The sequence below is a fragment of the Rhodanobacter sp. MP1X3 genome (assembly GCF_014207165.1).
Taxonomy (GTDB): Bacteria; Pseudomonadota; Gammaproteobacteria; order Xanthomonadales; family Rhodanobacteraceae; genus Rhodanobacter.
The window spans coordinates 611,893-636,822 of record NZ_JACHCO010000001.1 but is presented as its reverse complement, the minus strand read 5'-3'; the positions used below and the strand labels follow the sequence as shown (position 1 = coordinate 636,822).

The 24,930-nt window shown below is 61.4% G+C and carries 22 protein-coding genes; 14 read left to right on the top strand and 8 right to left on the bottom strand.

The window, feature by feature from the left end; all coding sequences use genetic code 11:
• The first annotated feature begins 42 nt into the window (after positions 1–42).
• A complete protein-coding gene (locus tag HDE79_RS02575; protein ID WP_184600352.1) occupies positions 43–726 on the top strand; it encodes an HAD family hydrolase in 684 nt (227 codons plus the stop codon).
• 47 nt (positions 727–773) lie between these two features.
• On the opposite strand, the gene HDE79_RS02570 is transcribed toward HDE79_RS02575, so the two are convergent.
• The 3 genes from HDE79_RS02570 to secB all read right to left on the bottom strand — a co-directional run bounded on the left by HDE79_RS02570 (position 774) and on the right by secB (position 5,447).
• Entirely contained in the window at positions 774–3,791 is a 3,018-nt protein-coding gene (locus HDE79_RS02570; protein ID WP_184600351.1) for a DEAD/DEAH box helicase, read from the bottom strand.
• Positions 3,792–3,908: 117 nt separating this feature from the next.
• Positions 3,909–4,934 (bottom strand): NAD(P)H-dependent glycerol-3-phosphate dehydrogenase, encoded by a 1,026-nt coding sequence (locus HDE79_RS02565; protein ID WP_184600350.1) that lies wholly within the window; start codon positions 4,932–4,934, stop codon positions 3,909–3,911.
• A gap of 9 nt (positions 4,935–4,943) precedes the next feature.
• Positions 4,944–5,447 (bottom strand): protein-export chaperone SecB, encoded by a 504-nt coding sequence (secB, locus tag HDE79_RS02560; RefSeq protein WP_184600349.1) that lies wholly within the window; start codon positions 5,445–5,447, stop codon positions 4,944–4,946.
• A gap of 393 nt (positions 5,448–5,840) precedes the next feature.
• Here secB and rpmB point away from each other — a divergent pair, with 393 nt between their 5' ends.
• The 4 genes from rpmB to HDE79_RS02540 all read left to right on the top strand — a co-directional run bounded on the left by rpmB (position 5,841) and on the right by HDE79_RS02540 (position 7,328).
• Positions 5,841–6,077, top strand: coding sequence for a 50S ribosomal protein L28 (rpmB, locus tag HDE79_RS02555; RefSeq protein ID WP_184600348.1), 237 nt, complete (start codon positions 5,841–5,843; stop codon positions 6,075–6,077).
• 10 nt (positions 6,078–6,087) lie between these two features.
• A complete protein-coding gene (gene rpmG, locus HDE79_RS02550) occupies positions 6,088–6,255 on the top strand; it encodes a 50S ribosomal protein L33 (RefSeq protein WP_072759007.1) in 168 nt (55 codons plus the stop codon).
• Between the two features lie 127 nt (positions 6,256–6,382).
• On the top strand, positions 6,383–6,928 hold the full coding sequence (locus HDE79_RS02545; protein ID WP_184600347.1) for a DUF4166 domain-containing protein: 546 nt from the start codon (positions 6,383–6,385) through the stop codon (positions 6,926–6,928).
• Positions 6,918–7,328 (top strand): thiol-disulfide oxidoreductase DCC family protein, encoded by a 411-nt coding sequence (locus HDE79_RS02540; protein WP_184600346.1) that lies wholly within the window; start codon positions 6,918–6,920, stop codon positions 7,326–7,328. Before HDE79_RS02545 ends, HDE79_RS02540 begins: the two co-directional genes overlap by 11 nt.
• A 184-nt stretch (positions 7,329–7,512) precedes the next feature.
• On the opposite strand, the gene HDE79_RS02535 is transcribed toward HDE79_RS02540, so the two are convergent.
• The gene (locus HDE79_RS02535) at positions 7,513–8,706 is read right to left on the bottom strand and encodes a fatty acid desaturase (RefSeq protein WP_184600345.1); all 1,194 of its coding nucleotides are present in this window, start codon (positions 8,704–8,706) and stop codon (positions 7,513–7,515) included.
• A gap of 179 nt (positions 8,707–8,885) precedes the next feature.
• Between HDE79_RS02535 and HDE79_RS02530 the strand changes: the two genes are divergently transcribed.
• The 6 genes from HDE79_RS02530 to mutM all read left to right on the top strand — a co-directional run bounded on the left by HDE79_RS02530 (position 8,886) and on the right by mutM (position 14,709).
• Positions 8,886–9,647: an ABC transporter ATP-binding protein gene (locus tag HDE79_RS02530; RefSeq protein WP_184600344.1), complete on the top strand. Its 762-nt coding sequence runs from the start codon at positions 8,886–8,888 to the stop codon at positions 9,645–9,647.
• Positions 9,644–10,414 carry an ABC transporter permease gene (locus HDE79_RS02525; RefSeq protein ID WP_255488217.1) on the top strand — a complete coding sequence of 257 codons (771 nt, stop codon included), beginning with the start codon at positions 9,644–9,646 and terminating at the stop codon, positions 10,412–10,414. Before HDE79_RS02530 ends, HDE79_RS02525 begins: the two co-directional genes overlap by 4 nt.
• Positions 10,414–11,769 carry a GldG family protein gene (locus tag HDE79_RS02520; protein WP_184600343.1) on the top strand — a complete coding sequence of 452 codons (1,356 nt, stop codon included), beginning with the start codon at positions 10,414–10,416 and terminating at the stop codon, positions 11,767–11,769. The genes HDE79_RS02525 and HDE79_RS02520 overlap by 1 nt, the downstream gene beginning before the upstream one ends.
• Before the next feature lie 3 nt (positions 11,770–11,772).
• Positions 11,773–12,264: a hypothetical protein gene (locus HDE79_RS02515; protein ID WP_184600342.1), complete on the top strand. Its 492-nt coding sequence runs from the start codon at positions 11,773–11,775 to the stop codon at positions 12,262–12,264.
• Between the two features lie 63 nt (positions 12,265–12,327).
• A complete protein-coding gene (gene gndA, locus HDE79_RS02510; protein ID WP_184600341.1) occupies positions 12,328–13,875 on the top strand; it encodes an NADP-dependent phosphogluconate dehydrogenase in 1,548 nt (515 codons plus the stop codon).
• A gap of 6 nt (positions 13,876–13,881) precedes the next feature.
• Positions 13,882–14,709, top strand: a complete 828-nt coding sequence (mutM, locus tag HDE79_RS02505) for a bifunctional DNA-formamidopyrimidine glycosylase/DNA-(apurinic or apyrimidinic site) lyase (RefSeq protein WP_184600340.1) — start codon at positions 13,882–13,884, stop codon at positions 14,707–14,709.
• 148 nt (positions 14,710–14,857) lie between these two features.
• Here mutM and HDE79_RS02500 read toward each other — a convergent pair whose 3' ends face one another.
• Entirely contained in the window at positions 14,858–15,625 is a 768-nt protein-coding gene (locus HDE79_RS02500; RefSeq protein WP_184600339.1) for a hypothetical protein, read from the bottom strand.
• 49 nt (positions 15,626–15,674) lie between these two features.
• Positions 15,675–16,301 carry a thymidine kinase gene (locus tag HDE79_RS02495; RefSeq protein ID WP_184600338.1) on the bottom strand — a complete coding sequence of 209 codons (627 nt, stop codon included), beginning with the start codon at positions 16,299–16,301 and terminating at the stop codon, positions 15,675–15,677.
• Between the two features lie 139 nt (positions 16,302–16,440).
• On the opposite strand from HDE79_RS02495, the gene HDE79_RS02490 reads away from it, so the two are divergent.
• Positions 16,441–18,420, top strand: coding sequence for a UvrD-helicase domain-containing protein (locus HDE79_RS02490; RefSeq protein WP_184600337.1), 1,980 nt, complete (start codon positions 16,441–16,443; stop codon positions 18,418–18,420).
• Positions 18,421–18,498: 78 nt separating this feature from the next.
• Here the strand turns inward: HDE79_RS02490 and HDE79_RS02485 are convergent, their stop codons facing one another.
• Both HDE79_RS02485 and HDE79_RS02480 read right to left on the bottom strand, forming a co-directional pair.
• On the bottom strand, positions 18,499–21,327 hold the full coding sequence (locus HDE79_RS02485) for a TonB-dependent receptor (protein ID WP_184600336.1): 2,829 nt from the start codon (positions 21,325–21,327) through the stop codon (positions 18,499–18,501).
• 223 nt (positions 21,328–21,550) lie between these two features.
• The gene (locus HDE79_RS02480; protein WP_184600335.1) at positions 21,551–22,582 is read right to left on the bottom strand and encodes an AI-2E family transporter; all 1,032 of its coding nucleotides are present in this window, start codon (positions 22,580–22,582) and stop codon (positions 21,551–21,553) included.
• 125 nt (positions 22,583–22,707) lie between these two features.
• Between HDE79_RS02480 and HDE79_RS02475 the strand changes: the two genes are divergently transcribed.
• Complete coding sequence (locus HDE79_RS02475; RefSeq protein ID WP_184600334.1) at positions 22,708–23,616, top strand: HAD family acid phosphatase; 909 nt, start codon at positions 22,708–22,710, stop codon at positions 23,614–23,616.
• A gap of 293 nt (positions 23,617–23,909) precedes the next feature.
• On the top strand, positions 23,910–24,905 hold the full coding sequence (locus tag HDE79_RS02470; protein ID WP_184600333.1) for a hypothetical protein: 996 nt from the start codon (positions 23,910–23,912) through the stop codon (positions 24,903–24,905).
• The last annotated feature ends 25 nt before the right edge of the window (positions 24,906–24,930 follow it).

The following is a 24,930-nucleotide window of genomic DNA, read 5'->3' as shown; positions in this document are numbered from 1 at the left end:
TGACATAATCAACGAGTGATTTTCAGCGTCGCCGGAGTAGCCATGTCGCTCGATAAAACCGCCTTCCTGTTCGATCTCGACGGCACCCTCGTCGATAGCGTCTATCAGCATGTGCTGGCTTGGAAGGAGTCGCTGGATGCCGAAGGCGTGCCGATTTCGGTGTGGCGCATCCACCGCCGCATCGGCATGAGCGGCGGCCTGTTTCTCAACATGCTGCTGCGCGAGACCGGCATCGCCATGAGCGAAGAGACGCTGCTGCGCCTGCGTCACAACCACGCCGCCGCCTACGGACGTCTCGCCGCGGCTGATGCGGTGCGGCCACTGCCTGGTGCACGCGAGTTGCTGGATTTTCTTACGGCAAATAAATTTCCTTGGGCGATTGCCACCAGCGGACGCATGGAAACCGCGCGTCACAATCTGACGGCGCTGGGCGTCGATCCATCGAAGATTCCGGTGGTCACGCGCGATCAGGTACGCCACGCGAAACCCGACCCCGACTTGTTCATCGCCGCCGCCGCTCGGCTTGGCGTGGACATCCGCAACGCGCTGGTGATCGGCGACAGTGTCTGGGACATGCTCGCGGCCCAGCGTGCCCGCGCACTGGGCGTCGGCCTGCTCTCCGGCGGCTACGGCGTTGCCGAACTGCAACAGGCCGGCGCGTTCCGCGTCTACGAAGACCCCGCCGACATGCTGCGCAATATCGACGAGATCGCTTCGCGCGATTGATTCCGTTTGATCAATTGATCAAACGGCTGCGCTCAGAAAATCAGAAGCTAACCCGGTGCCAGCAGCGCATCCAGATCGCCCTGATCGAAGCTGAGCTTCTCGCGGCTGCCGCCACCTTCCAGCACCGCGGCGGCGAGTTCGGCCTTGCGCGCTTTCAGTTCTTCGATGCGCTCTTCGACGGTGCCGCTGGTGATCAGGCGGAACACGAAAACCGGTTTGTCCTGGCCGATGCGATGGGCGCGGTCACTGGCCTGCGCTTCGGCCGCCGGGTTCCACCACGGATCGTAATGGATCACGGTATCGGCAGCAGTGAGGTTGAGGCCAACGCCACCGGCCTTCAGTGACAACAGGAACAACGGCACCTCGCCGTTCTGGAAGCGCTGCACCGGCTCGGCGCGATCGCGCGTTTCGCCGGTGAGCGTGACGTAGCGGATGCGTCGGCGATCGAGTTCGGCGGCGATGAGTTTCAGCATGCCGGTGAACTGCGAGAACAGCAGCACCTTGCGGCCTTCGTCGAGCAGCGCGGGCAGCATTTCCATCAGCATTTCGAATTTGGCCGACTCGTGCACGCCGCGCGCCACTTCGAGTTTCACCAGACGCGGATCGCAGCAGACTTGGCGCAGCTTGAGCAGCGCATCCAGCACCACGATGCCCGAGTGCGCGATGCCGCGCTGGGCGATGACCTCGCGCAGCTCTTCGGCCAGTGACAGCCGCAGGCCTTCGTAGAGATCCCGCTGGCGGCCTTCCAGCACCACCCGGCGGGTGATCTCGGTTTTCGGCGGCAACTCCTGCGCGACCTGCGCCTTGGTGCGGCGAAGAATGAAAGGCGCGAGTCGCAGGTTCAGCCGCTGCTGGCATTCCTCGTCATGCTGCTTTTCGATCGGCACGCGGTAGAAACGGCGAAACGCACTCTCGTCACCGAGCAGGCCGGGCACGGCCAGATCAACTTGCGACCACAACTCGCCGAGATGATTCTCCAACGGCGTGCCGGTGAGGCAAACATAGCGAGATGTGCGCAGACTGAGCAGCGCGCGACGCGCCTGCGTGCGCGGATTTTTTACCTGCTGCGCCTCATCCAGCACAATCAGTGCGAACGGCTGTTTGCGCAGCGGAATCACGTCGCGCGGCAGCAGCGCATAGCTGGTCAGCACGATGTCCTGCGAGCCGAGCTGGGCGAATTCCTCGGCACGTTGCGGCCCATGCAGGGTCAGCACTTCCAACATCGGTGCGAAACGGGCGATCTCCGATTGCCAGTTCGGGATCAGACTGGTCGGCACCACGATCAGCGCTGGCTGGCTCAATACACCGCCCTGCTTCAGCGACAGCAGATGCGTGATCAATTGCAGCGTCTTGCCCAGACCCATGTCATCAGCCAGCACACCGCCGACGCCGGCCTCGGCCAGCGCGTTCAACCAGCGCAGACCTTCGCGCTGATACGGTCGCAGCTCGACCGAGAGGCCATCAGGGACAACGTCGCTGGCACGGTCGGCGGCATGGCGCAGGCGCGCAGCGAACCCGCGCAGCGACTCGGAGGCCTCCAGTGCGCTGCCGCCGGGCATGGCTTCGACAAGCTCTTCCAGCCGCCCCGCCTGCACACGCGGCAAGTGAAGTTTCTTGCGCGGCTTTTCGAGGTATTCGGCCAGCGGTGCCAGCAGGCCGCGCAACTCTTTCAGACGCACCGGAACGCGCCGGCGTGCGTCGACTGGCGCGTACCAGACCGCATCGTCCGGCTCGTTAGGCGCAGGGCGCAAGCTCAGCTGGTTTTCGGTCAACGCCTGCGCCACGGCAGGCAACAGGTTGTGCCGCTGGCCATCCAGCTCGATGCCGATTTCCAGATCGAAGGCGTGATCGTCGGTGTCTTCCACCGCGTGGCCATACCAGCGCACCGGACCTTCCAGCACCTCGAACGGGAAACTCGGCGCGTATTCGACCTGGAAGTTTTCCTGCTCGAGCTTGGGTCGCAAAGCCAGCCAACGTGCCGGCGTGTTGACCTCCAGCGCGCCAGCGTAACCGGTGCCGGGGAACAGCCATGCGTCGTCGGGCAAGGTATCGGCCACGTCCCACGGCAGGCCTTCGGTGTCCACGCCGGGGGTGAGTCCGGCATGTTCAAGCTGCTCCATCGCGGACAGTTCGTCGGCGCGTCGGCGGGTGATCTCGACCAGCTGACCGTTACGCACGCGCCGCACCAGCGGCTCGCCGCCGCGACCGGGCAGCCGCTCGCCAGCGTAGTCGAACGCCAGTCGCGCATAACCCAACGGCGGCGTGCCGGCGGCCAGCCGCGCGTGGCGTGTCAGTGCATGCAAGGTCAGCACCGGCTTGGGCGCCAGCTGCGAGCGGCGCAGTTCGCCAAACACCTGCGGCAGCGGCACGCGCGTGGCCAGCCGGCTATTCGGCAGACGACTGCGCAAGTGCTTGCCGTGTTCATGCTTGAGCGGCGGCAGTTCCAGCCAACGGGTTTCTTCCGCGGCCGCATCGAGCAGGCCCAGCGTGGCGCGCTCGGCATCCAGATACCACAGGCTGTCGATGCGCAGCAGGCGCTGGCTATTCGACAATTGCGGCAGCAATCGCTGGCTGCCGTCGGCCTCCATCAGCCAGTGCCAGTTGAGCGGATGCGACTTGCCGCGCGACAGACGCAGCCCGGCCAGACCGCCGAGGAAACAGGGCGCCGTGTCGAGTACTTCGGCTAGCAGCGTATCGCCGACGTGGCCACTGAGCCGCGCATAGCTGCGGCTCTTGCGCAGGCTTTGCGGCAAGCCGAGCACGGTAGTGGCAAGCCGCTGCTCGTGCGGCTGCAGCGGCAATTGCGAAAGATGCTTGCTGTCCAGCGGCACCGGCCGCGCATAGCGGCCGTGCTCGACTTGCGAGAGAAGGACCGGCGCTACGTCGATGCGCGCGTAGATGGCGCCCTCCTCGGGCATCACCTCCAGAAAGAAACCGAGTACACCGTGATCCTCGGTCGCTGCCGACTTCGGCGCGGCCAATAGCCGCCGCCATGCCAGCGGCAGCGTTTCCTCATCGCCAACAGCAAGTGCGGCGGCCTGCTCTTTCTCGTCCGGTTGCTGCATGCGCATGCGGTCCGCGGCGATAACCAAAACACTGAGCTTAGCAGTGCCGGGACGCTTGCAACCGTCGTCTTGCAGAGGTCTTTGTAAACTGACGTTGCAAAGCGTCAGTCGGGCTGCTCAGTCCGTGCCGAACAAGCCTCGCGGATACTCCGGCTTCTGTTCGCGCGCCATCAGCGACCGAAGCCCGTTGACCGGCGTGACTTCACCGTGCAACACCGCACGCACACCGGCACTGATCGGCAAATCCAGACCATGCTTGTCAGCCAACCGGGCGACTTCGTCGGCGGTCAGTACGCTTTCCACCACCTGACCGATCTGTCGCACCGCTTCATCGATCGCAACACCACGCCCCAGCGCCAGACCGAGCCGGCGGTTGCGCGAGAGATCGCCTGTGCAGGTGAGCACAAGATCGCCGAGACCTGACAGCCCAATCAGCGTTTCCGGCCGCGCACCCAGCGCAACGCCGAGGCGCAGCATCTCGTTCATGCCGCGGGTGATCAGGCCGGCACGTGCGTTCAAGCCCAACTCCATGCCGTCGGCAATACCGGTGGCGACGGCCAGCACGTTTTTCATCGCCCCACCCAGCTCGGCGCCCAGCAGGTCGCCGCCCGAATACGCACGCAGGTTGGGCGCATGCAGCAAATTGGCCACGGTTTGAGCGAATGCCGCATTTTCCGAATGCACGGTGACGGCGCTGGGCAAACCTGCCGCCACTTCGCGCGCGAACGAGGGGCCCGTAACCACGGCCGCCGGTCGGCCCGGTAACTGCTGCGCCACCAGTTCGTGCAGGAATCGCCCGGTACCCGGCTCAAAGCCCTTGGTCGCCCAGGCAATCGCTGTCTTGGCGTCGAGCAGCGGCGCCAGTTCGACCAGCATCGATGCAAATGCATGGCTGGGCACCACGATCAGCACAATGCTGGCGCCGCGCACAGCGGTCGCCAGATCGCTTTCGTAATGAAGCTGTGCGGGTAGTTCGATATCCGGCAGATAGCGCTGGTTGCATCGGCTTTCAGCCATTGCCGCCAGCGCCTGCGGGTCGCGCCCCCATAGCGTTGTCGGCACACCGTTGCGTGCCGTCAGCGCGGCGAGCGCCGTACCCCAGGAACCGGCACCCAGCACCGCCAGAGTCGAACGTTCAACCATGTCGAGCACTCAGCTGTTGAGTGTGGCCGGAACCTCATCACCACCCATCATGCGACGCTGTTGTTCGGCGAACAATGCATCGAAATTGATCGGTTGCAGCAGGAACGGCGGGAAACCACCCTCCAGCACCAGCGAGGAGATCGTCTGGCGAGCGTACGGAAACAGCAGGTTCGGACAGTAGCTGCCGATGATGCCTGCCTGGTCCATCTCGTTGAAGCCGGCAATGCCGAACAAGCCTGCCTGCTCCACTTCGGCCAGATACGCCGTGCGCTGGCCCACGGTGCAGGTCAGCGTGAGGCTGAGCACCACTTCGTACTGGTCGTTACCCATATCGGTGACTTTCTGACCGAGGTTGAGCTGCACCTGTGGCTGGTCGTTTTCGTTGACGTCCTGAAAGATCTGCGGTGCGTTTGGCACTTCGAAGGAAACATCCTTCACATAGATCTTCTGCACCACCAGCTGCGGCTGGTCGGCTTGGCCATTGGCCTGGCCGTTGGTGATAATTGCTGCCATCGGAATTCCCTCGGTTCGGTATGGTGTCGCTTGACTAGGTAAGGCTTGATTGAATCAGGCTTGATTCAATCAAGATTTGATCAAAAAAGAGGTCGATTGTTCCATACATCCCTTCGCCGCGCACGCTGGAATACCGGCGGCGAAGCTCCGCACATTGCGCACACCCCTGTTTTTCTGCAAGAATACGCGGCTAGCCTATGTCGACCCGGAACATCGGGGAGTCCGCCACGCGGTGCGGGCCTCACGATCATTGCGTTGGAAACACTCTCCAGCATCGCGTGGCGCTCAGCGCCGCTGGGCCGATATCGCCCTGGCTAACGGGTGGTAAACCAGTGGTTTTATCGAACCTTGGCAACACGCCTCGGCTTTGAAACCCAATCTTAGGAGGTCGTCATGGCCCGTGTATGTCAAGTCACCGGTAAAGGTGTGCAGACCGGCAACAATGTCTCGCATGCGAACAACCGTACCCGCCGTCGCTGGTTGCCCAACCTGCACGAACGCCGCTTCTGGGTTGCCAGCGAGAATCGCTGGATCAAGCTGCGCGTTTCCAACAATGCCCTGCGCACCATCGACAAGAACGGCATCGAAGCCGTGATTGCCGACATGCGCGCCCGCGGCGACAAGGTCTGAGGATTGAGCCATGGCTAACAAGACACAAGACAAGATCCGCATGATCTCTTCGGCCGGCACCGGCCACTTCTACACCACGCAGAAGAACAAGAAGAACACACCGGAAAAGTTCGAGTTCAAGAAATACGATCCCGTCGTGCGCAAGCACGTGATCTACAAGGAAGGCAAGATCAAGTAATTGATCGCACGCAAGCGCTAGCCTCCCGGTAGCAGCGACTCAAACTCGCGATAGAAACCCGCCCTCGTGGCGGGTTTTCTTTTTTGAGTGCTTGCTGGCGCATGACCCGTGCTTGCATCATGTTGGAATGACCTACCCGCACGCCCTGTTCCCCGATCTGCTGGGCGATGATTGGCCTCAGGCTCCGCCCCTGCAACGCATGCATGGCGGCAGCGGCCACGTGCTGGCGCGAGGAGTCGCCGATGTGGAAGGTTCGACGCACTTGGTCGCGCGCTGCCTGCGCCGAAAGCTCGGTCTGCCCGAACCGGGCCTGCAGCAGCCACTTGAAGTGAACATCGAGCGCCACGCCGGCCGCGAGATCTGGACCCGCCGCTTTGCCTCCGGCCAGATGCGTACGGTACTCGACCGAGTAGCGAATACCGCACTGTTCGGCGAACGATTCGGCGCGTTGACGCTCTATTTCGCGCTGCAGCGCCAGGGTGACGTAATCGCCTGGCAGCTGCACAGCGCAAGCATCTTCGGCGTACCGCTGCCGCGCGTATTTTTCGGCGACGTGCTGGCTTACTGCGGCGTGCAGGATGGCCGCTATGTATTTCATGTCGACACCCGCCTGCCCCTGGTCGGTCGGTTGGTGGCGTATCGCGGCTGGTTGGAGATTGTTGATGGTCGCTGAGGGTTCGCCGGTCATCGTGTTCGACGGCGTCTGCCTGCTGTGCAGCCGCTGGGTGGACTTCGTGCTGCGCCACGATCACGCCGGGCGTTACCGGCTCGCTGCGATGCAGGGTGAATACGGCCGCGCCCTGCTACAGGCGCATGGCCTTTCGGCAGATGATCCATCGTCATTTCTGCTGGCGCAGGATGGACTCGGCCACACCGACACTGACGCGATCATTCGGGTGCTCACGGGATTTGGCCGCGGCTGGCGCTTCGTCGCGTGGCTGCTGCGAGCCGTGCCGCGTCTTCTGCGCGACCCCGCGTATCGATGGATTGCGCGTCATCGATACCGACTATTTGGCAGGCGTCCGCAGTGCCGCCTGCCGGATCCCATCTACGCGGGACGCTTCCTCGACTGACTCAGGGCCAGCGCATCCAGTCCGCAGCCATCAGCACAACTCGCAAAGTCATGTTTCCCCCATCGAAAAGACCGTGTCAGCACCGATGATTTCCTATTTCCTGCCGTCAGGCTTGCCCTCATCCTCACAATAAAAAACACCCGCCGATAGGCGGGTGTTTTTGGCACGAAATCACAGGATGCGATCAGTGTGCGGCGACCGCGTATCCCTTCAGGCGCTGCGCGAAGCTCTGCAATGTCTGTATGCCGCTTTCTTCGGCTTCGTGAATCCACTGCTGCAGCCCGTGCAGGGCCTGTTCGGCACCACGCTGTTCCATCAATGCCGCGAGGCGATTGCGGAAGTCATAGACGGTGCTCAGCGTCGGGCGCTTGGCCAGCGCCGCCTGCAGATGATCGCGACCTTCGTTGTCGAGCCAGCGCCCGCCATCGGCCAGTGCGCGGCGCAGGCGACGTGGCACGGCCTTGAGGGTTTCACCGGCATGTTGCGCTTCTTCGCCGATGGTCGGGACGATCACGCCGCGGTAAAAGTCGGTCATCGCCTGGAAACGGTGGGTCAGCACGGCTTTCAGCGTGTCGGCATCGGGCAGCGGCACGTTGGGACGTACGTCCAAGGACGGTGCCACGCGCAACACCTTGGCCAGGCCGATCGCACGCAAGCCGCAAATGGCCGCCCAGCCGATGTCGAACTCCCACTTGCGCAGGGCAAATTTGGCCGAGCTGGGGAACGCATGGTGATTGTTGTGTAGCTCTTCGCCGCCGATCCAGAACGCCCAAGGGATCAGGTTGCGAGCCGTGTCAGCACTCTCGAAGTTGCGGTAACCCCACCAGTGGCCGATGCCGTTGACGAAACCGGCGGCCCAGAACGGGATCCAGATCATCTGAACGGCCCAGATGGCCGCACCAATGACACCAAACAGCGCCAGATTGATCAGCAGCATCAGGGTCGGGCCCCAATACGGATGGGCGCCATAAACGTGGTTCTCGACCCAGTCGTCCGGCGTGCCACGGCCATACTGCTCCATGTCGGCCTTGGACTCGCAGGCGTCGCGGTACAACGACACGCCGTCCCAGAACACCTTCTTGATGCCGTAGATCATCGGGCTGTGCGGATCGTCAACCGTCTCGACCTTGGCGTGGTGCTTGCGATGCACAGCCACCCACTCACGGGTCACCATGCCGGTGCTGATCCAACCCCAGAATCGGAAGAAATGCGCCAGCGCCGGATGAAAATCCACGCCACGGTGCGTCTGGCTGCGGTGCAGATACAGCGTCACCGTGAAAATGGTGATCTGGGTCGCGACCAGCAGATAAATCAGCATCGAGCCCCAGCTTGCGCTGGTGACACCGTTGTTGAGGAAATTGAGCACCGCGTCGAGCATAAAGAGACACCGAAGGTAGTGAGTCAGTTGAGTCTAGTTGGCGACTTCCGTACCCGCCAGCATGGTCACGACCATAATAGTAGCAGCTGGTCAAGCGGGAGCATGTGAAATTGGCAAGTCCCCCGCGCAGCTGTATTCCCGCAGTTGTTTAACAATGGTGTCGCGATGACAATCAGGCAATGACAGCCCATACCGCGCCCTCAGCTACCGTTCTGAAACTGGAAAACATCACCCGCCGACGTGCCGGCCGCCGCGCCATCGAAGGCCTGAGCCTTGGCCTGCAGCGCGGTCAGGTGCTGGGCCTGCTCGGTGTCAACGGCGCCGGTAAATCGACCACGTTGTCGATGATTGCCGGCGCGATGCGCCCGGATAGCGGCAGCATTCAGCTGAACGGCGAGGATTTTCTGGAATATCCCGAACTGGCACGCCGGCTGATTGGCTGGCTGCCGGAGCGTGCTCCGCTGTGGGCCGAACTTACTGTCAGCGAACACCTGGATGCTCACGGCCGCCTGCGTGGACTGAAGGACACCGGGCTACGCGAGGCACGCAGCACGATCATCGAACGACTGGAGCTGCAGCCGCTGACGCAGCGTCTGGCTGGCGTGCTGTCCCAAGGCCAGCGCCAGCGTCTGGGCCTGGCCTGCGCCCTGCTGCACCGACCGGCGCTGCTGGTTCTGGACGAACCGGCCAACGCACTCGACCCCGTGCAGGTGGCCGCATTGCGAGCAGTGATCCGCGAACAGGCAGCCAGCGGTACGGCGGTGATCCTCTCGACGCATCTTCTGACGGAAGTCACCGCTGTTTGCGATCGCGTGGCCATCCTGCATGAGGGTACGCTGCGCCACGATGGCTTGGTGCATGGCGACGATCACGCCGCCCTGGAACGAACCTTCTTCGACATTGCGATGCACGGCAACGCCAGCACGGCACGTGCCGCATGAGCCAAACCGTGATGAGCACTTTTGCCGTGGCGCGGCTGGAATGGCGTCGCCTGATCGTACGCCCACTGGCCTGGGTGCTGGCAGCCATGACGCTGGCATGGCTGGCTTGGAACTTCACCCTGCTGATGGGCGCCTTCCTCGCCTCGCAGATTCAGCGCGCGGCGCTGCCGGATGGCCCCGGTTTTACGGATTTGGTTGGTGTACCGGTACTTGGACAGCTGGCCCAGCTGGCGTTTCTGGTGGTACCGCTGCTGACCATGTCGGTGATCGCTGGCGAGCGTCGCAACGGCACGCTGCCATTACTGTTCGCGGCAGGTGTGCCGGCCTCGCGCATTGTGCTGGGAAAATACCTGGCGATACTGGGCTGGCTACTGCTGTGGCTGCTGCTTACCCTGGCGATGCCGCTGGTACTCACACCGCTCATCCGTCTTGACTGGGGCAAGCTGGCCGCCGCCACGCTGGGCCTTGCATTGATGCTCTCCGCCTTGGCTGCGCTTGGCGTTGCATGCTCAACCTTCGCCTCGCATCCCGCGATCGCGGCCGCCGCGGCTTTGGTCATTACGTTGGCACTGTGGAGTGTGAACCTTGGCGCGCAGATGGCCGGCGTCAACGGTGGTGCGATCAATTGGCTGGCGATGAGTACGCACCTGCAACCGCTGCTGCGCGGGCTGGTTTCGACGACCGACGTGGTGTGGTTCGTGCTGCTGATTGCGCTGTCGCTTAGCCTGGCAACGCGGCGACTGTCGTCCGAAAAGGAGCGCGGCTGATGCGCACTTTTTTCAGACGTCTGGACGGCTGGCTGTTTGCGCTGGTGCTGCTGCTTGTGGTCGGGGCCATCGGCTACCTGAGCACGCGTTATTTTCACGAGGCGGACTGGACCGCCAACGGCCGCAGCAGTTTGTCCGCCGAAAGCCGCGCCGTGCTGGCCACACTCGATGGTCCGGTGGAAATCGTCAGCTATGCCAATCCGCAGGGCGATCTGCGTCAGACCGTGGCCGGCTACCTACAACGCTATCAGCAGGTGAAACCCGATCTGACGCTGCGCTTCGTCGACCCGCAGCTGGACCCGGCCAAGATGCGCGAGCTGGGCATCACCGTCGATGGCGCGTTGATCATCCACTATCGCGACCGTGAGCAGCGGCTGGACGAATTATCCGAACGCAGCCTCACCAACGCACTGGAGCGCCTCGTCCGCGGCAACGATCGCATCGTGGCCTTCGTCACCGGCGATGACGAGCGGCGCGCGGATGGCAAGGCCAACGCGGACCTCGGCACCTTTATGGCGCAACTGGAAGGACGCGGCATGCGCGCGGTACCGCTGAACTTCTCCCAGGTCGCCGCGGTGCCGGAACACACCGATCTCGTGGTGCTGGCCAGTCCCACGCTGGCGCTGCTGCCGGGCGCGGTGCAGGCGCTGGTCACCTATGTGCAGAACGGCGGCAACCTGCTGTGGCTGACCGAACCGGGCAATGATGATCTCGGCCTCAAGCCGCTGGCCACCGCGCTCAGCGTGCGCGTTTTGCCCGGCGTACTGGTCGATGGCTCAGGTGCGGCACTGGGCCTGAAAGACCCGCGCATGATCGCGCTGGGCGACTACGTACCCAACGCGATCACCCGTGGCTTTACCCTGACGACGCTGTTTCCGCAGGTCTCGGCACTGGCGCAGGTCGCACAGGGCGATTGGGCCGTGCACGCATTTCTGCGTTCGAGCATCCAGAGCTGGACCGAATTCAAGCCGATCGACAACAGCAAACCCTCTGATATCCGTTTCGACGCCGCCGCGGGCGAGCTCAAAGGCCCGCTCGATTTCGGCTTTGCGCTGAGCCGTCTTTCACCCAGCCCGGACAAGAGCGAGCAGCGCGTGGTGGTGATTGGCGACGGCGATTTTCTCTCCAACAGCTTTCTCGGCAATGGCGGCAACCGTGCACTGGGCGAGCGCATTTTCGACTGGTTGCTCGGTGACGACAAACTGGTTGACCTGCCGCCACGCGGGGCACCCGACCGTATCATGCAGATCTCGCAGGGTGAGTTGAGTGCGGTGAGCGTCGGCTTTCTTATTGTCCTGCCGTTACTGCTGCTGCTGATCGGCGGACTGATCGTCTGGCGCCGGCGGCGGCGCTGAGACATGCGCCGTTCCGTTCGCCAGCGCGTCCTGCTGTTACTTGTCGCTGCCACCGTTCTGGCGTTTGCCGCGCGGCAATGGCGGCAGGAAAGCCGGGAAGCCCCCGGTTCGCTGCTTTCGCTGGAGCCTTCTACCATCTCGCATGTCGAGTTGCGCATCGGTAAAGCACCGATCGAGCACTACGCCAAACGCGACGGTCACTGGTATCGCATCGATGGCGTCACGGTTCGCACCGATGACGGGCGCCTGGACGAACTCACGGAAACGGCCGCAGCCCCGGTGCTGCGCTGGCGTGCGGCCAGCGATTTCGATCCAGCCCGCATCGGCCTGACGCCGCCCACCGCCACGCTGACCCTCGACGGCCACGTGCTCGACTTCGGCGAAATTTCGGTCACTGGCCCGCAGTGCTATGTGCGCGTTGACGGGCGGGTGGCACTAGTATCGATCCGCTATACGCCAAGAGCTCCGCGCGCAGAGGCAACCAAGCTACCTTAGCTTCACCTTGCGCAGCGCAGTCTCCGCCCCATCTTTCATGCATCGACAGCAGGAGTCCGACCCATGGCCACGCAAGTCAAACGCAAGCCGGCAGCGAGCAAAAAAGTTACTGCCAAACCGGCAAAGAAAGTCGCCGCCCCAAAAAGACCAGCCAAGAAAGTCATCGCCAGGAAAAGCGCCATCAAGAAAAGCGCGGCGACGAACGGCAAGGGCGTGATTGGTGTAGTCGGCATGGCCGTGATGGGCCGCAACCTAGCGCTGAATATCGAAAGCCGTGGCCATGTGGTGTCGATCTTCAACCGCAGCCGTGAGAAGACCGATGAGGTCATCAAGGACAACCCCACCGCCAAGTTTGTACCCAGCTATACCATCGAAAAGTTTGTCGCCTCGCTGGAAAAGCCGCGACGCATCCTGCTGATGGTGCAAGCGGGCGCCGGTACCGATGCAGTGATCGCGGAACTCAAGCCACTGCTGAGCAAGGGCGATGTGCTGATCGACGGCGGCAACACCAATTTCAAGGACACCATCCGGCGCAATCAGGAGCTGGCCAAGGCTGGCCTGCACTTCATCGGCACTGGCGTATCCGGTGGTGAGGAGGGTGCCCTGCATGGTCCGTCGATCATGCCCGGTGGCCCGCGCGATGCGTATGACCTCGTCGAACCGATCCTTACGGAGATCGCCGCCAAGGCGCCTGACGGCGAACCTTGCGTGGCCTATATGGGTGATGACGGTGCCGGTCACTACGTCAAGATGGTGCACAACGGTATCGAATACGGCGACATGCAGCTGATCGCCGAAAGCTACTCGGTACTCAAGCATGTTCTTGGCCTCACCAACAAGGAGCTGACCAAGGTCTACCGCAAATGGAACGAGGGCGAACTCGACAGCTACCTGATCGAGATCACCACCACCATTTTCCAGAAAAAAGACGAGGAAACCGGCAAGGATCTGGTCGACGTGATTCTCGATCGCGCCGCGCAGAAGGGCACGGGCAAATGGACCAGTCAGAGTGCGCTCGATCTCGGTGTGCCGCTACCCCTCATCACTGAGGCAGTTTTCGCGCGTGTGCTGTCCTCGCTGAAAGACGAGCGCGTCGCCGCCAGCCACTATCTGCACGGACCGAAGACCAAGGCGTTCAAGGGCGATCGCAAGGCATTCATCGAATCGGTACGCCGTGCGCTATATCTCAGCAAGATCGTCTCGTATGCGCAGGGCTTCGCGCAGCTGCGCGCTGCCGCCGAGGAGTACCAGTGGAAGCTGGACTACGGCACCATCGCCAAGATCTGGCGCGGCGGCTGCATCATTCGCGCACGCTTCCTGCAGGACATCACCGACGCCTACAAGCACGACGACAAGCTGGCCAACCTGCTGCTGGCACCAACCTTTGGCAAGGTCGCGCAGAAGTACCAGGAGGCGCTGCGCGAGGTGGTGGCCACGGCGGTGCGCCTCGGCGTGCCAGTACCCGGTTTCAGCTCCGCGATCGCCTATTACGATGGCTACCGTTCCGAACGTCTGCCGGCCAACCTGATCCAGGCGCAACGTGATCTGTTTGGTGCGCATACTTTCGAACGCATCGACAAGCTGGGCAGCTTCCACGCCAACTGGAACTGACGACACATGCCTGAACTGCCCGAAGTCGAAACCACCCGACGCGGTATCGAGCCGCATCTGGCCGGTCGACGCATCGCGGCAGTGATCTTGCGCAGGGCCGACCTGCGCTGGCCAATTCCCCGGGAAGTCAGCGAGCTGCTTCCGGGGCAGGTGATCGATAGCGTCGAGCGTCGCGCCAAATATCTATTGATCCACACTGGGGTCGGCAGCGCGATGCTGCATCTGGGCATGTCGGGCATGCTGCGCGTGCTGCCGCCCGACACGTTGATCGGCAAGCATGACCACGTCGACATCGTTCTCGAAAACACCAACGGGCAACGCGGCCGCGTGTTGCGCTTCACTGACCCGCGCCGCTTCGGCAGTTTGCTGTGGCAACCGTTCGGCGAAGTGCATCCATTGCTGGCTGCGCTAGGCCCCGAGCCGCTGACCGATGCCTTCGCCGGGGACACACTCTGGCACGCATCGCGCCGGCGCAGTGCCGCGGTGAAATTATTCCTGATGGATAACGCGAACGTCGTCGGCGTAGGCAACATCTACGCCAGCGAAGCACTCTTCGCCGCTGGCATCGATCCGCGACGCTCTGCTGGCAGCGTGTCGCGTGTGCGCTACGCGAAGCTCGCCGCGGAAGTAAAACGCATTCTGGCGTGGGCGATCGAACGCGGCGGTACCACCCTGCGCGACTTCCTCAACCCCGATGGTGCGCCGGGTTATTTTTTTCGCGAGCTCAATGTTTACGGGCGTGCGGGTGAACCTTGCAAAGTCTGCAGCATCCCGATCAAACAGGTGGTGCTGGGGCAACGGTCGACGTTCTGGTGCCCGAACTGTCAGAAGTGACGACGGCCAAGGGCTAGCTGCGTAGGTTGGCGCTGGGCGCAAGCGAACCCCAACAGCCGTCGCACACCCAGTTGGGGTTCGCATACGCTCACCGCCAACCTACGGCGCGGTGGGTGCGGATTGCTGGATCAATAGCTCTACGCTGCAACTACGCAGGCCAATGAAACTCGACAAACGTATTGTTGAAGTCCTCATCGTCCAGCCCACCGCGTAGATGCGCAACGAGGCCGGCCCCCAGGCCGTCGATTTCCACCGGCTGGCCGTCGACGAAATGTGCACCCAGTGCTTCGAGTTCCACCAGCCTTTCGCACAAAATGCCCGCGCGATCGCTGAGCGCATCGGGCACGCCGCGGATGCTGATATCGGGGCGGCCGAACTTGCGCATGCCGCGGGTATGGATCCATGAATGATCCGGTTCCTGCTCGCTGTCGCGCATGATCAAAATATAGTTGCGGATAGGCGCACCGTCGCGAACCAGGAAGCGGCGACGCCATGCATCGGCGTCAAGCAGGCTGAGAGTTTGCGGGTCGAGAATCGCCACGCCACCGATGTCGAGCATGCCGGCCAGCACACCAAGCGTGTCGCGCAGGTAGCCGGTTGCCTCGCTGTCCTTGAGCGTGCCGCGCACGACGATGACTTCGGGCGCGTCCACCGCGATCTTGTAGGCCTCGGGTGCGTCGTCCTTGAACATGCGGCCCATACCGCCTTTCAGCGGATAGCCCTCCCACTGACGCAGGCTGGCGTGGTTGTGGTTAACCGCCTCAATGCCGGGCGGCAGGCCGGAGCTGCCGTAATCTGCCGAGGGCACGCGCACCGCCTCGAATTTGCCGAACACGTAGAACTGCAGAAGGATCTCCTCGTCGCTGGCTTGCCAGTGCGGGCGCTGCCAGGCGGGGATGATGATCGGTTGGCTCATACGGGTTTCCTGGTCATGTTTGACGTGCGGGTTCATGGGTCGGATCGCACTATTCGTTCAACGGCAGCACCGTTTGCTGTAGTTCGATGCGGCCATTGCCTTCGCTGATTTTCTTGAATTCGGCGCGACTGACCGAGACATAGCGTTCGTTACCGCCGATCTCAACCTGTGGGCCGTCTTTCACTGCGCGTCCATGGTCATCCACGCGCACCACCATGGTCGCCTTCCGGCCGGTATGGCAGATCGTCTTGATCTCTTCGAGGTTGTCCGCCCAGGCCAGCAGGTACTGACTGCCCTCGAACAATTCGCCGCGGAAGTCGGTACGCAGACCAAACGCCAGTACCGGGATATTCAGCCGATCCACCACGTCGCTGATCTGCCACACCTGTGCACGGGTGAGGAACTGCGCCTCATCGACAAACACACAGTGCAACGCACCGTTGGCGGCAACATCCGCCTCGACCAGCGCGAGCAGGTTTTCTTCGCCGCCGAAACGACGCGCATCGGCCTTCAGGCCGATGCGCGACGCAACCACGCCCTCGCCATAACGGTTGTCCAGTGCAGGCGTGAGGATCAGCGTGCGCATGCCGCGCTCGTGATAGTTGTACGCGCCCTGCAGCAGCGTGGTGGTCTTGCCGGCATTCATTGCCGAATAGTAGAAATAGAGCTTGGCCATGATCGGTCCCGCGGCGGATCGGCCATGGTAGCCGGTCATCAAGCCGGGGGCGATTTACCTGGAGGAGTGCGCGACGCGCCACCGGCGGACGCGGGCGGCTCTGTTACCATTAAATGCCAGTAAACCCGTGTGTCATTCCATGCTCAATCCGCAACAACTGGCTGCCGTTGAACACTGCGACAGCCCTCTGCTGGTGCTGGCCGGCGCCGGTTCCGGCAAGACTTCGGTGATCACCCAGAAGATTGCCTGGCTGATTGCGCGCAAGAAGCTCAGTGCCTCGAAAATTGCCGCAATCACCTTCACCAACAAGGCTGCCCGCGAGATGCGCGAGCGCGTCGGCCAGCTGGTCAGCGCCGAGGATGCGCAGGCGCTCACCGTCTGCACTTTCCATGCGCTGGGTTTGAAGTTTCTGCAGATCGAGCACGCGCGCGCCGGCCTGCGCCGCGGCTTTTCGGTGCTCGACGCGGACGACAGCGGCGCCATCGTCAAGGAGCTGGCGCCCAAGGGTGCCAAGAACGATGTGCTTTTCGGCATCCGCAACCTGCTGGGGCGCGCCAAGAACGGCGGCCTGTCGCCCGAGGAAGCGCTAGCCGAAGCCCGCAGCCCGCGCGAGCTGGAGGCTGCGACTATTTACGACATGTACCAGCAGCGCCTGGCTGCCTTCAACGCGGTGGATTTCGACGATTTGATCCGGCTGCCGTTGCGCATTCTCGAAGCCGACGCCGAATGCCGCGACGTATGGCGCGAACGCCTACGTTATCTGCTGGTGGACGAATACCAGGACACCAATGACGCGCAGTACCGCCTGCTGAAAGCGCTCACCGGCGAGCGCGGCGGTATCACCTGCGTGGGCGACGACGACCAGTCCATCTATGCCTGGCGTGGCGCCAATCCCGAGAACATCGACCAACTCGGCCGCGACTGGCCGAACTTGCGCGTGATCAAACTGGAGCAGAACTACCGCTGCGGCAAGCGCATTCTGCGCGCGGCCAACCAGTTGATCGCCAATAACCCGCATCTGCACGAAAAGAAGCTGTGGAGCGAGCATCCGGAAGGTCCGCCGATTCGCGTGCTCGAATGCAAGGAAGCCGAACACGAGGCCGAACGCGTCGCTGCGATTGCCACCACGCTGGCGGAGAAGCACAAGGCGCGCTGGCATGACATTGCCATTCTCTATCGCGGCAACTTCCAGGCACGTCCGCTCGAGAAAGCCTTTCGCCTCGCAAGAATTCCTTACCACCTTACCGGCGCGCTGAGTTTTCTCGACCGCGCCGAAGTGAAGGATCTGCTGTGCTACCTGCGCCTGCTGACCAACCCCAGCGATGACGCGGCATTCCTGCGCGTGGTCAACGTGCCCAAGCGCGAGATCGGCTCGACCACGCTGGAGAAGCTTGGCCAGCTCGCGCAAAGTCGCCAGACCTCCCTACTGGATGCCACCCGCAGCGACAGCGTGCTGCGCCAGCTCACGCCCCGCCCCGCGGCCGCGCTGGCCTCGTTCGCCAATCTGCTCGACGAACTGCGCAGCGCCTCGTTGCACCAGAACGCCGCCGATCTGGTCGAGCTGATCCTCGCACGCACCGGCTACGCTGCGCAGATCGCCGCAAGCACACCCGACGCCAGCCTGCGCGAGCGCCGGCTTGGCAACCTGAAGGAGCTGTCCGACTGGTTCCGCGCGATGCAGAAAGGCAACAGTGCCGGCGATCTCGCCGCGCAGCTTGCCCTGCTCAGTCACGCCGACCGCGACGAGCCGGGCAACGCAGTGCGCATGATGACCCTGCATTCGGCCAAGGGCCTGGAGTTCCGCTTCGTCTTCATCGTCGGCTGCGAAGACGGAACCCTGCCGCACGAAGGCGCCATCGACGAAGGCCGCATCGACGAGGAGCGGCGCCTGATGTACGTCGGCATCACCCGCGCCAAAGAGCTGCTCACCCTGTCGTGGTCGGCCAAGACCAAACGCTACGGCGACGTCCACAGCAACCAGCCCAGCCGCTTCCTGCAGGAACTGCCACAGGCCGACCTGCACTGGCAAGGCAAGGACCCCGAAGCTGACAAGGAAGTCACCCGCGAAACCGCGCAGTCGCACATGGCACGTATTGCGGCGTTGCTGGCAGCGAATTGATCGAGCCTAAAGAAAACCCCCGCTTTCGCGAGGGTTTTTTGCTCCTGATGCTTGCCGAACTCAGTGAACTCAGCTAGATCACCCGGGTTTGGCGAACTTGTACGTCGCCTCCAGATACATCTGGCGCCCATAAACATCATAATTCGTACTGTTATAGGGACCAACTATATAACCAGGGTAGCTGTTATCAACCGGCGGCATCTTGTTGAATAAATTGTTCACCAGAAATGACAACGTCAAATTCTTCGTGGGACTGTATTGCACGCTGGCATTGTATGTGACCCAAGCCGACACGTAACCCGTACCTGGCGCCGTGTAATTATTGAGAACGGTCGCCAGGTAGTTGGGGGAACGGCCATCACGGTTGGCATAGAGCGTGGTGGCCCAATCGCCCTTGCTCCAGGTCACCGAGGCATTGACCTTGCTCTTGAAATCCGTGCTGTACAGCGGGCTAGTCAAGTAGTTGATGAACGGATCGCCCGCAAGCGGTTGCTGGTCATGTTTGAATTCATCGCTGTAACTACCCGCGAACGACAAGCTTCCGTAGAGGCCGATATCCACCCCATAATTCAGATTGGCTGTGATGGCATTAACCTGCTCCCGCGCTATGTTCTGCTTCGGCGTATAGATATCCTGAATAGCGCCGAATTGATTGCGCGTAATCGCATTGATCGCATTCACGCAACTCGGCGTGGTGGGATCGAGAATTCCCTGCAGGCAGAGGGAATTTTCCTGCGAAATCGTGTCCGCAGGCAACGTCCCCACTTCGTTTTTAATATCGAAATGCAGATAATCGACGGACAACGAAAATTTGGGTATCGGTGCCCACACCACGCCGTAATTCCAGTTTTTCGCGGTAATCGGCTTCAGATTGACATTGCCCTGCGTGCTATTGAAGTAGCCTGCTTGCGAATAAACGGCCGGACAGCCGCCCAAATTTGACCCCGTGTACCCAAGCTTGGCGCAGGTGTAGTAATCGGTAACCGTGCTGTAGTAGCCGCTCGACCCTGAATACTCGTCGGCAAGGGTGGGCATCTTGAATGCCGTGCCATATTTGCCCCTGAGCAACAGGCTGTCGAACGGGCGATATTCCAGCGAAATCGTGTAGGTGTTGTGATTGATCCGGTTGCCGGATACGTCGTAGCTGTCCCGACGTCCGGATACATCGAGGGTCAGCTGCTGCAGCAAAGGAAAGCTCAGCTCGCTCGTGCCTGCGTAGCGCGAGCGATGTCCCGCACCTTGGGACGCCGTATAGCCGTAGATTTGATCATTGAAATAGCCGGGGTCCGGCACATAGGCCCACCCTTGGTTGCCACCTTCGAGCACGACGGCGAGGCCGGCATCACCGCCTGGCAGGGTGAATAGCGAGGCATTGGTCACCTGCCCGCGTACCATGTTGTCCCAAGTCTTGCCCTGCGTGGAAAAATAACCGCTGAAGCTACGATAATCCGCTGGCGTAATCGGCGTATAGAAAGCGGCGTAGTTTGGCTCGTAGACGGGTACTCCTAATCCCTGCGGATCCGGCCCCAGGGTGGATGTCAAATCCGGACCCAGTACACGGTTGGTATAGAAACTATTGATGGCGTTCGTGTAAGCGTGGTAATCACGCTCGTTGGTTTGGTCGTTGGAATGGGTGAAGCCCAGATCGTAGTCCCAGTCAGACTGACCGAACGTACCTTTTCCTCCCAGGCTGAACATGTAGGAGTTTTCGATCTGCTTGCTCATGCTGTTTTGGTACCCGCCAACTTCTTCCGGCGAGAACAAATGCTGCAGATCCGTATACTGTGCCCTGGTGGGATCGTAAAACGTCAGGCCCGAATTCGCAGTCGACCAGATGTCATTTCCATCCGGCTGCCATTTCTGCTCCTGATAGTTGTACAGCAGGTCGCTGTACAACTGTACGTTGTCGTTGACGTCAAAGGTGGCATGCGTATACAGGTTGGCGGTCTTGCTTTCATTGGCCAGCGTGGTGTACGGCGACGTCCCGACATTTGAGCCGCAGTAATAGCCGCTATTGGGCCGGTACTTCAGCCCTGTCGTTCCGCCAAAACCGGCCGTCGTATTGGCGCAATTGTTCGGGTCCGCCAAGGCATAACCGTTCGTTCCAAGCGTAGGATCAGAATCCAGATAGTCGCGCTCCGCGATAGGCCCGCCAGCCGCATTAGTATTGGCATGAGCGGTCAGAGGTCGATCGTAGCCCCAGATGGGTTGCGTGCTCTCGAATTGCACGCCAGCAATCATGTTGAACTTGCCTGCATTGAAGCTATTTGCCAGATAGACCCGGCGTGCAGCGCCGCCGCCATTGCTGTTCCAGCCATAGCGCACGTCAAGCACTGGCGCATCAAGTTTTTTCTTGAGCACAATGTTAATGACGCCAGCAATAGCATCCGATCCGTACAACGAGGACTGTCCTCCAGGCAAGATATCGATGTGATCGACCATCTCGATGGGGATGCTGCTCAGGTTGTTGAAAACATCGCTGCCGTTATACAAGGCTGGGAAATTACCCATCGGCCGACCATCGATCAGGTATTTGACGAAACCTGGTGGCAGGCCAAACAGGCTCAATGTCTGAGCCCCTTGCGTAAAGCCACCTGAAAACTGGGCTCCTTGTACGCTGCCTACTGAGAGGGATGATTGCTGAAGCGCTTGCGCCACCGTGGTAAATCCGCGCGCTTGCATTTGCTCGGCGGTAATGGTCACCGTAGGCGTGGCTGTTTCGATCTGTGACTGCGGAATCAGTGAACCGGTGACCATGACCGCTTCTAGCTTCTTGGCCTTGGCTGCATCTGGTGCCTGATCCGTGCTTTGCTGGGGTGCATCGGGTGTGGTCGTCTGCGCGTACGCAGAGGCATAGCTCAGCGTGAGCGCCGTCACGATGGCGACGGCGATCTTTGACTTAATCATTTTGGAACTCCCCTCAGAGTTAGCAACTTATTGAAACAGCGACTACTTATCTATCGAACGATTGGCCGTAATCGACATCCGAAGATGCAAAGTCAACACTGCCCTTGCCGACCATCGATTCACAACGCGTTAATTATTAACATGGCGCAGGAAAGTACCGCAACAAATTTTTACAAAACTTTTGCAGTCCCGTGATAAAAAATTTACAGAACTGACAACTTCCTCAAACGAGCCCTTTCGCCTCCAGCTCGCTCTTGAGGTACGCGTAGTAAATTGGCGCCGCGATGACGCCGGCCAAGCCGAACGCCGCTTCCATCACCAGCATCGCAATCAGCAGCTCCCATGCGCGAGCGTGGATTTGCGTGCCGACGATGCGAGCGTTGAGGAAGTACTCGAGCTTGTGGATGACGATGAGAAACGCGAGTGCCGCAATGCCGACACCCAGTGATACCGAAAGGGCGGCAATGGTGATGGCGGTGTTGGACAGAAGATTACCTATCACCGGCAGCAAGCCGATCACAAAGGTCAGCACGACCAGCGTCTTGGCCAGCGGCACGTGGATACCCAGGATCGGCAGCACGCCAAGCAGGAATATCGCCGTGCATATGGTGTTGATCAGCGAGATCTTGACCTGCGCGAACACGATGTTGTGGAACGCTTCGGCCAGTCGCTGACAGCGTAAACCCAGCGCCGCGGCCAGTGCCCCGACTTGATGCGCCGGACGCGTGCGGCTGAGCGCAATGATCGCCCCCAGCACCAGCCCGATAAGGATATGCACGAACGCCCGCGCCGCCCCCTTGCCGGCGACCTGCAGCGTCGCTGCATGCTTGCGTGCCAGATCGACCGCGCCCACGCGCAGGTCATCAACGCTGTCGGGCAGGTGATCCACGATCATCGCAGGCAGTTGCTGACGTGCTTTCTCGACCAGCGGCATCAGCTGCTGCTGCCACAGCAGCTCGGGATTGCCGATTTCGTTGCGGAATAGACTGATCGCACCAAGGATCAGCAGGATCAGCAGCCCCACCACGATCACGCCAAGCGCCGCCACCACGATGACGCGCGCCCGCGCACTGGAGATACGCCGGCCGAATAGCGGCGCCATGGAATTCACCAGTTCGTAGACCAGCAGACCAGCGAGCAGGGCCGACAGCATGTGCAACCCGAGAATCACTCCCAAGGCCGCTGCGGCGAGCAGATAGCTGGCGTAAACAATCGCGGGCGACGGCTCACGCAAATCGGACGACGGAGTGTCCATGCCATTCCAACTGAAGATGATACGGGTCTTCAGTCTGTCAGCACACCGCCAAGCCTGCCAGCGTTGCCACGATGCTGGCGTAAACTTTAGCGTTAGCTGATCGCTACTGTTTCAAGGACCTGTCCATGGCATTTCGTCTTATCACCACTGCACTCGCCGTCGCCCTGCTGAGCGGTTGTGCGAAGGCTCCAGAAAAGCCTGTGCCATTTGCACCCGCTGCACCAAACACCACACCGCCTGCCGCCGTCGCTACTCCTGCCATTGCAGCTGATGACAACCTCAACGCCGTGGCCTGGAGTCAGACCGCAATCGAGCACGACCTGATCTATCTGCAGACATATCGCGATGCGGAAGCACGCCTGTTGCCGGCGATGCACAATGGCAAATGGGATGCACTGAGCAAGACCGATCGCGTACAGGCGTTCAAGAATCTGCCGCCTGCCGTGATCCTGGATATCGACGAAACCGTGCTGGACAACTCGCCATATCAAGCCCGCGTCATCAAGAGCGGCGGCGAGTTCAATGAGGCTGACTGGGCAGCATGGTGCAAGGAGACGCAGGCGCGCGCGCTGCCCGGTGCCGTCGAATTCACCCGGTTCGCGGCCAGTCATGGCATCGCCGTCATCTACATTTCCAACCGCGCCAAGGACCTGGATCAGGTCACCTTGCTCAACCTGCACAAGGCAGGCCTTCCAGTCAGCGGGCCGCAGGCGTTTCTTGGACTGGGCACGATTGTCGAAAACTGCGAACAGGCAGGTAGCGAGAAAGGCTGCCGTCGCCAGCTGGTCAGCCGCCACTACCGCGTGTTGATGCAGTTCGGCGACCAGCTGGGCGATTTTCTCGATATTCCTGCCAACACGGTGGCTGCGCGGCGGCAAATCGTCGAGCCCTATCTCCCGTGGATCGGCACGCGTTGGTTTGTATTGCCGAACCCTACCTACGGATCATGGGAGCCGGCGCTGTTCAACAACGACTACAGCAGTCCGCGCGAGCTGAGGCGCAAACAGAAGCTTGACGCGCTTCGTTATCAATAGTATTTATCTGTTTAAAATCAATATCTTATTTAACTAAAGAAAAGCGTTGCCTTAACTTTGGTGAGGGGCTAATATTCTTCCGCCAACACCTGCTGACCTCACTGGATTTGCAGGCAAGGCCATTTCCTTCCGGCTCTGCCGGATTTCCCTGCGAGGCTTCGGTCCGCGGGGTTTTCTTTTTGCGGGATCGCAAAATCCTTCGCGCCGCTCTTGTCTACGCACTACGGCGACCTCTACCCTGATCAGCCCTGGCGCCGCCACTGCGCCTAACTACGCCCGCGAGAAACTTGACCATGCGTCTTCATTCCCTTCGCTACGCCCTGCTCCCACTGCTTGCCGCACTGGTTCTGAGCGCCTGCCACGACAAGGATGACCCGTCGCAGCCGGGCGGCAGCACGCCAGAAGCCGCCGTGCAAAGCTCGGTCGATCTGCTCAAGGCCGGCGATTTCAACGCCTTGTGGAAGCACGCGCTGCCGCCGGCGGACTATGCCACCTTGCGCGGCGATTGGGCCAAGCACCAGCAGAGCCAGCCGCCAGTCACTGACCAGGACCGCGCCCGCTTCAATGACTCCATGCAACAGCTCACCGGGCCGGATGCGGAGAACAAGATCTATGCGGAGCTGCAGCCCAAGCTGGCTGCGATGGAATCAAAGTACAAGGATCAGATACCCGTGCTGATCAGTGTGGGCGAAGCGCTGGCAAAAAATGCCGTGGTGCAAAGCAAGAGCCTCAGCCCTGAGCAGAAAACCCAGGCCAATGCCGCACTCGACGTGCTGGGGCCGTGGGCGCAGCAGGCGCCGTGGTTCGACCCGACCAAGGCGAAGCAGACGGTCAACATTGCCGTCACCACCGCACGCAAACTGGATCTGAAAAGCGCGGACCAGCTGCACGCGATGGATTTCGACACCACGATGAGCAAGTACTCGATCGGATATGTCGGCCTGAAGCAGCTGTTGGTGAACTATGGGCTATCGGTAGATGACACGCTGGACTCGGTCAAGGTGACACCGATCGACAGCAGCAACGGCCACGCGCGCGTGAAGATCGACTACACCCTGCTCGGCAAGCCGTTGTCGAGTGAATCGAAACTCATCCAGGTGGACAACCGCTGGTACAGCGAGGACATGGTCAACAATGTGCGCGAAGCACACAAACAGCTCAGCGAACCAGCCAGCGCCGCACCGATTCCGGCTTCAACCAGCTCCTCAGCAGCAGCCCCGGCGACCAGCGGCAGCAGCGCTCCGGTGCCTGTTGTAGCCCACATCAGCAGCACGCCAACAAAAGACTAAACGGCGCACCCGTTAGAATAGGCGA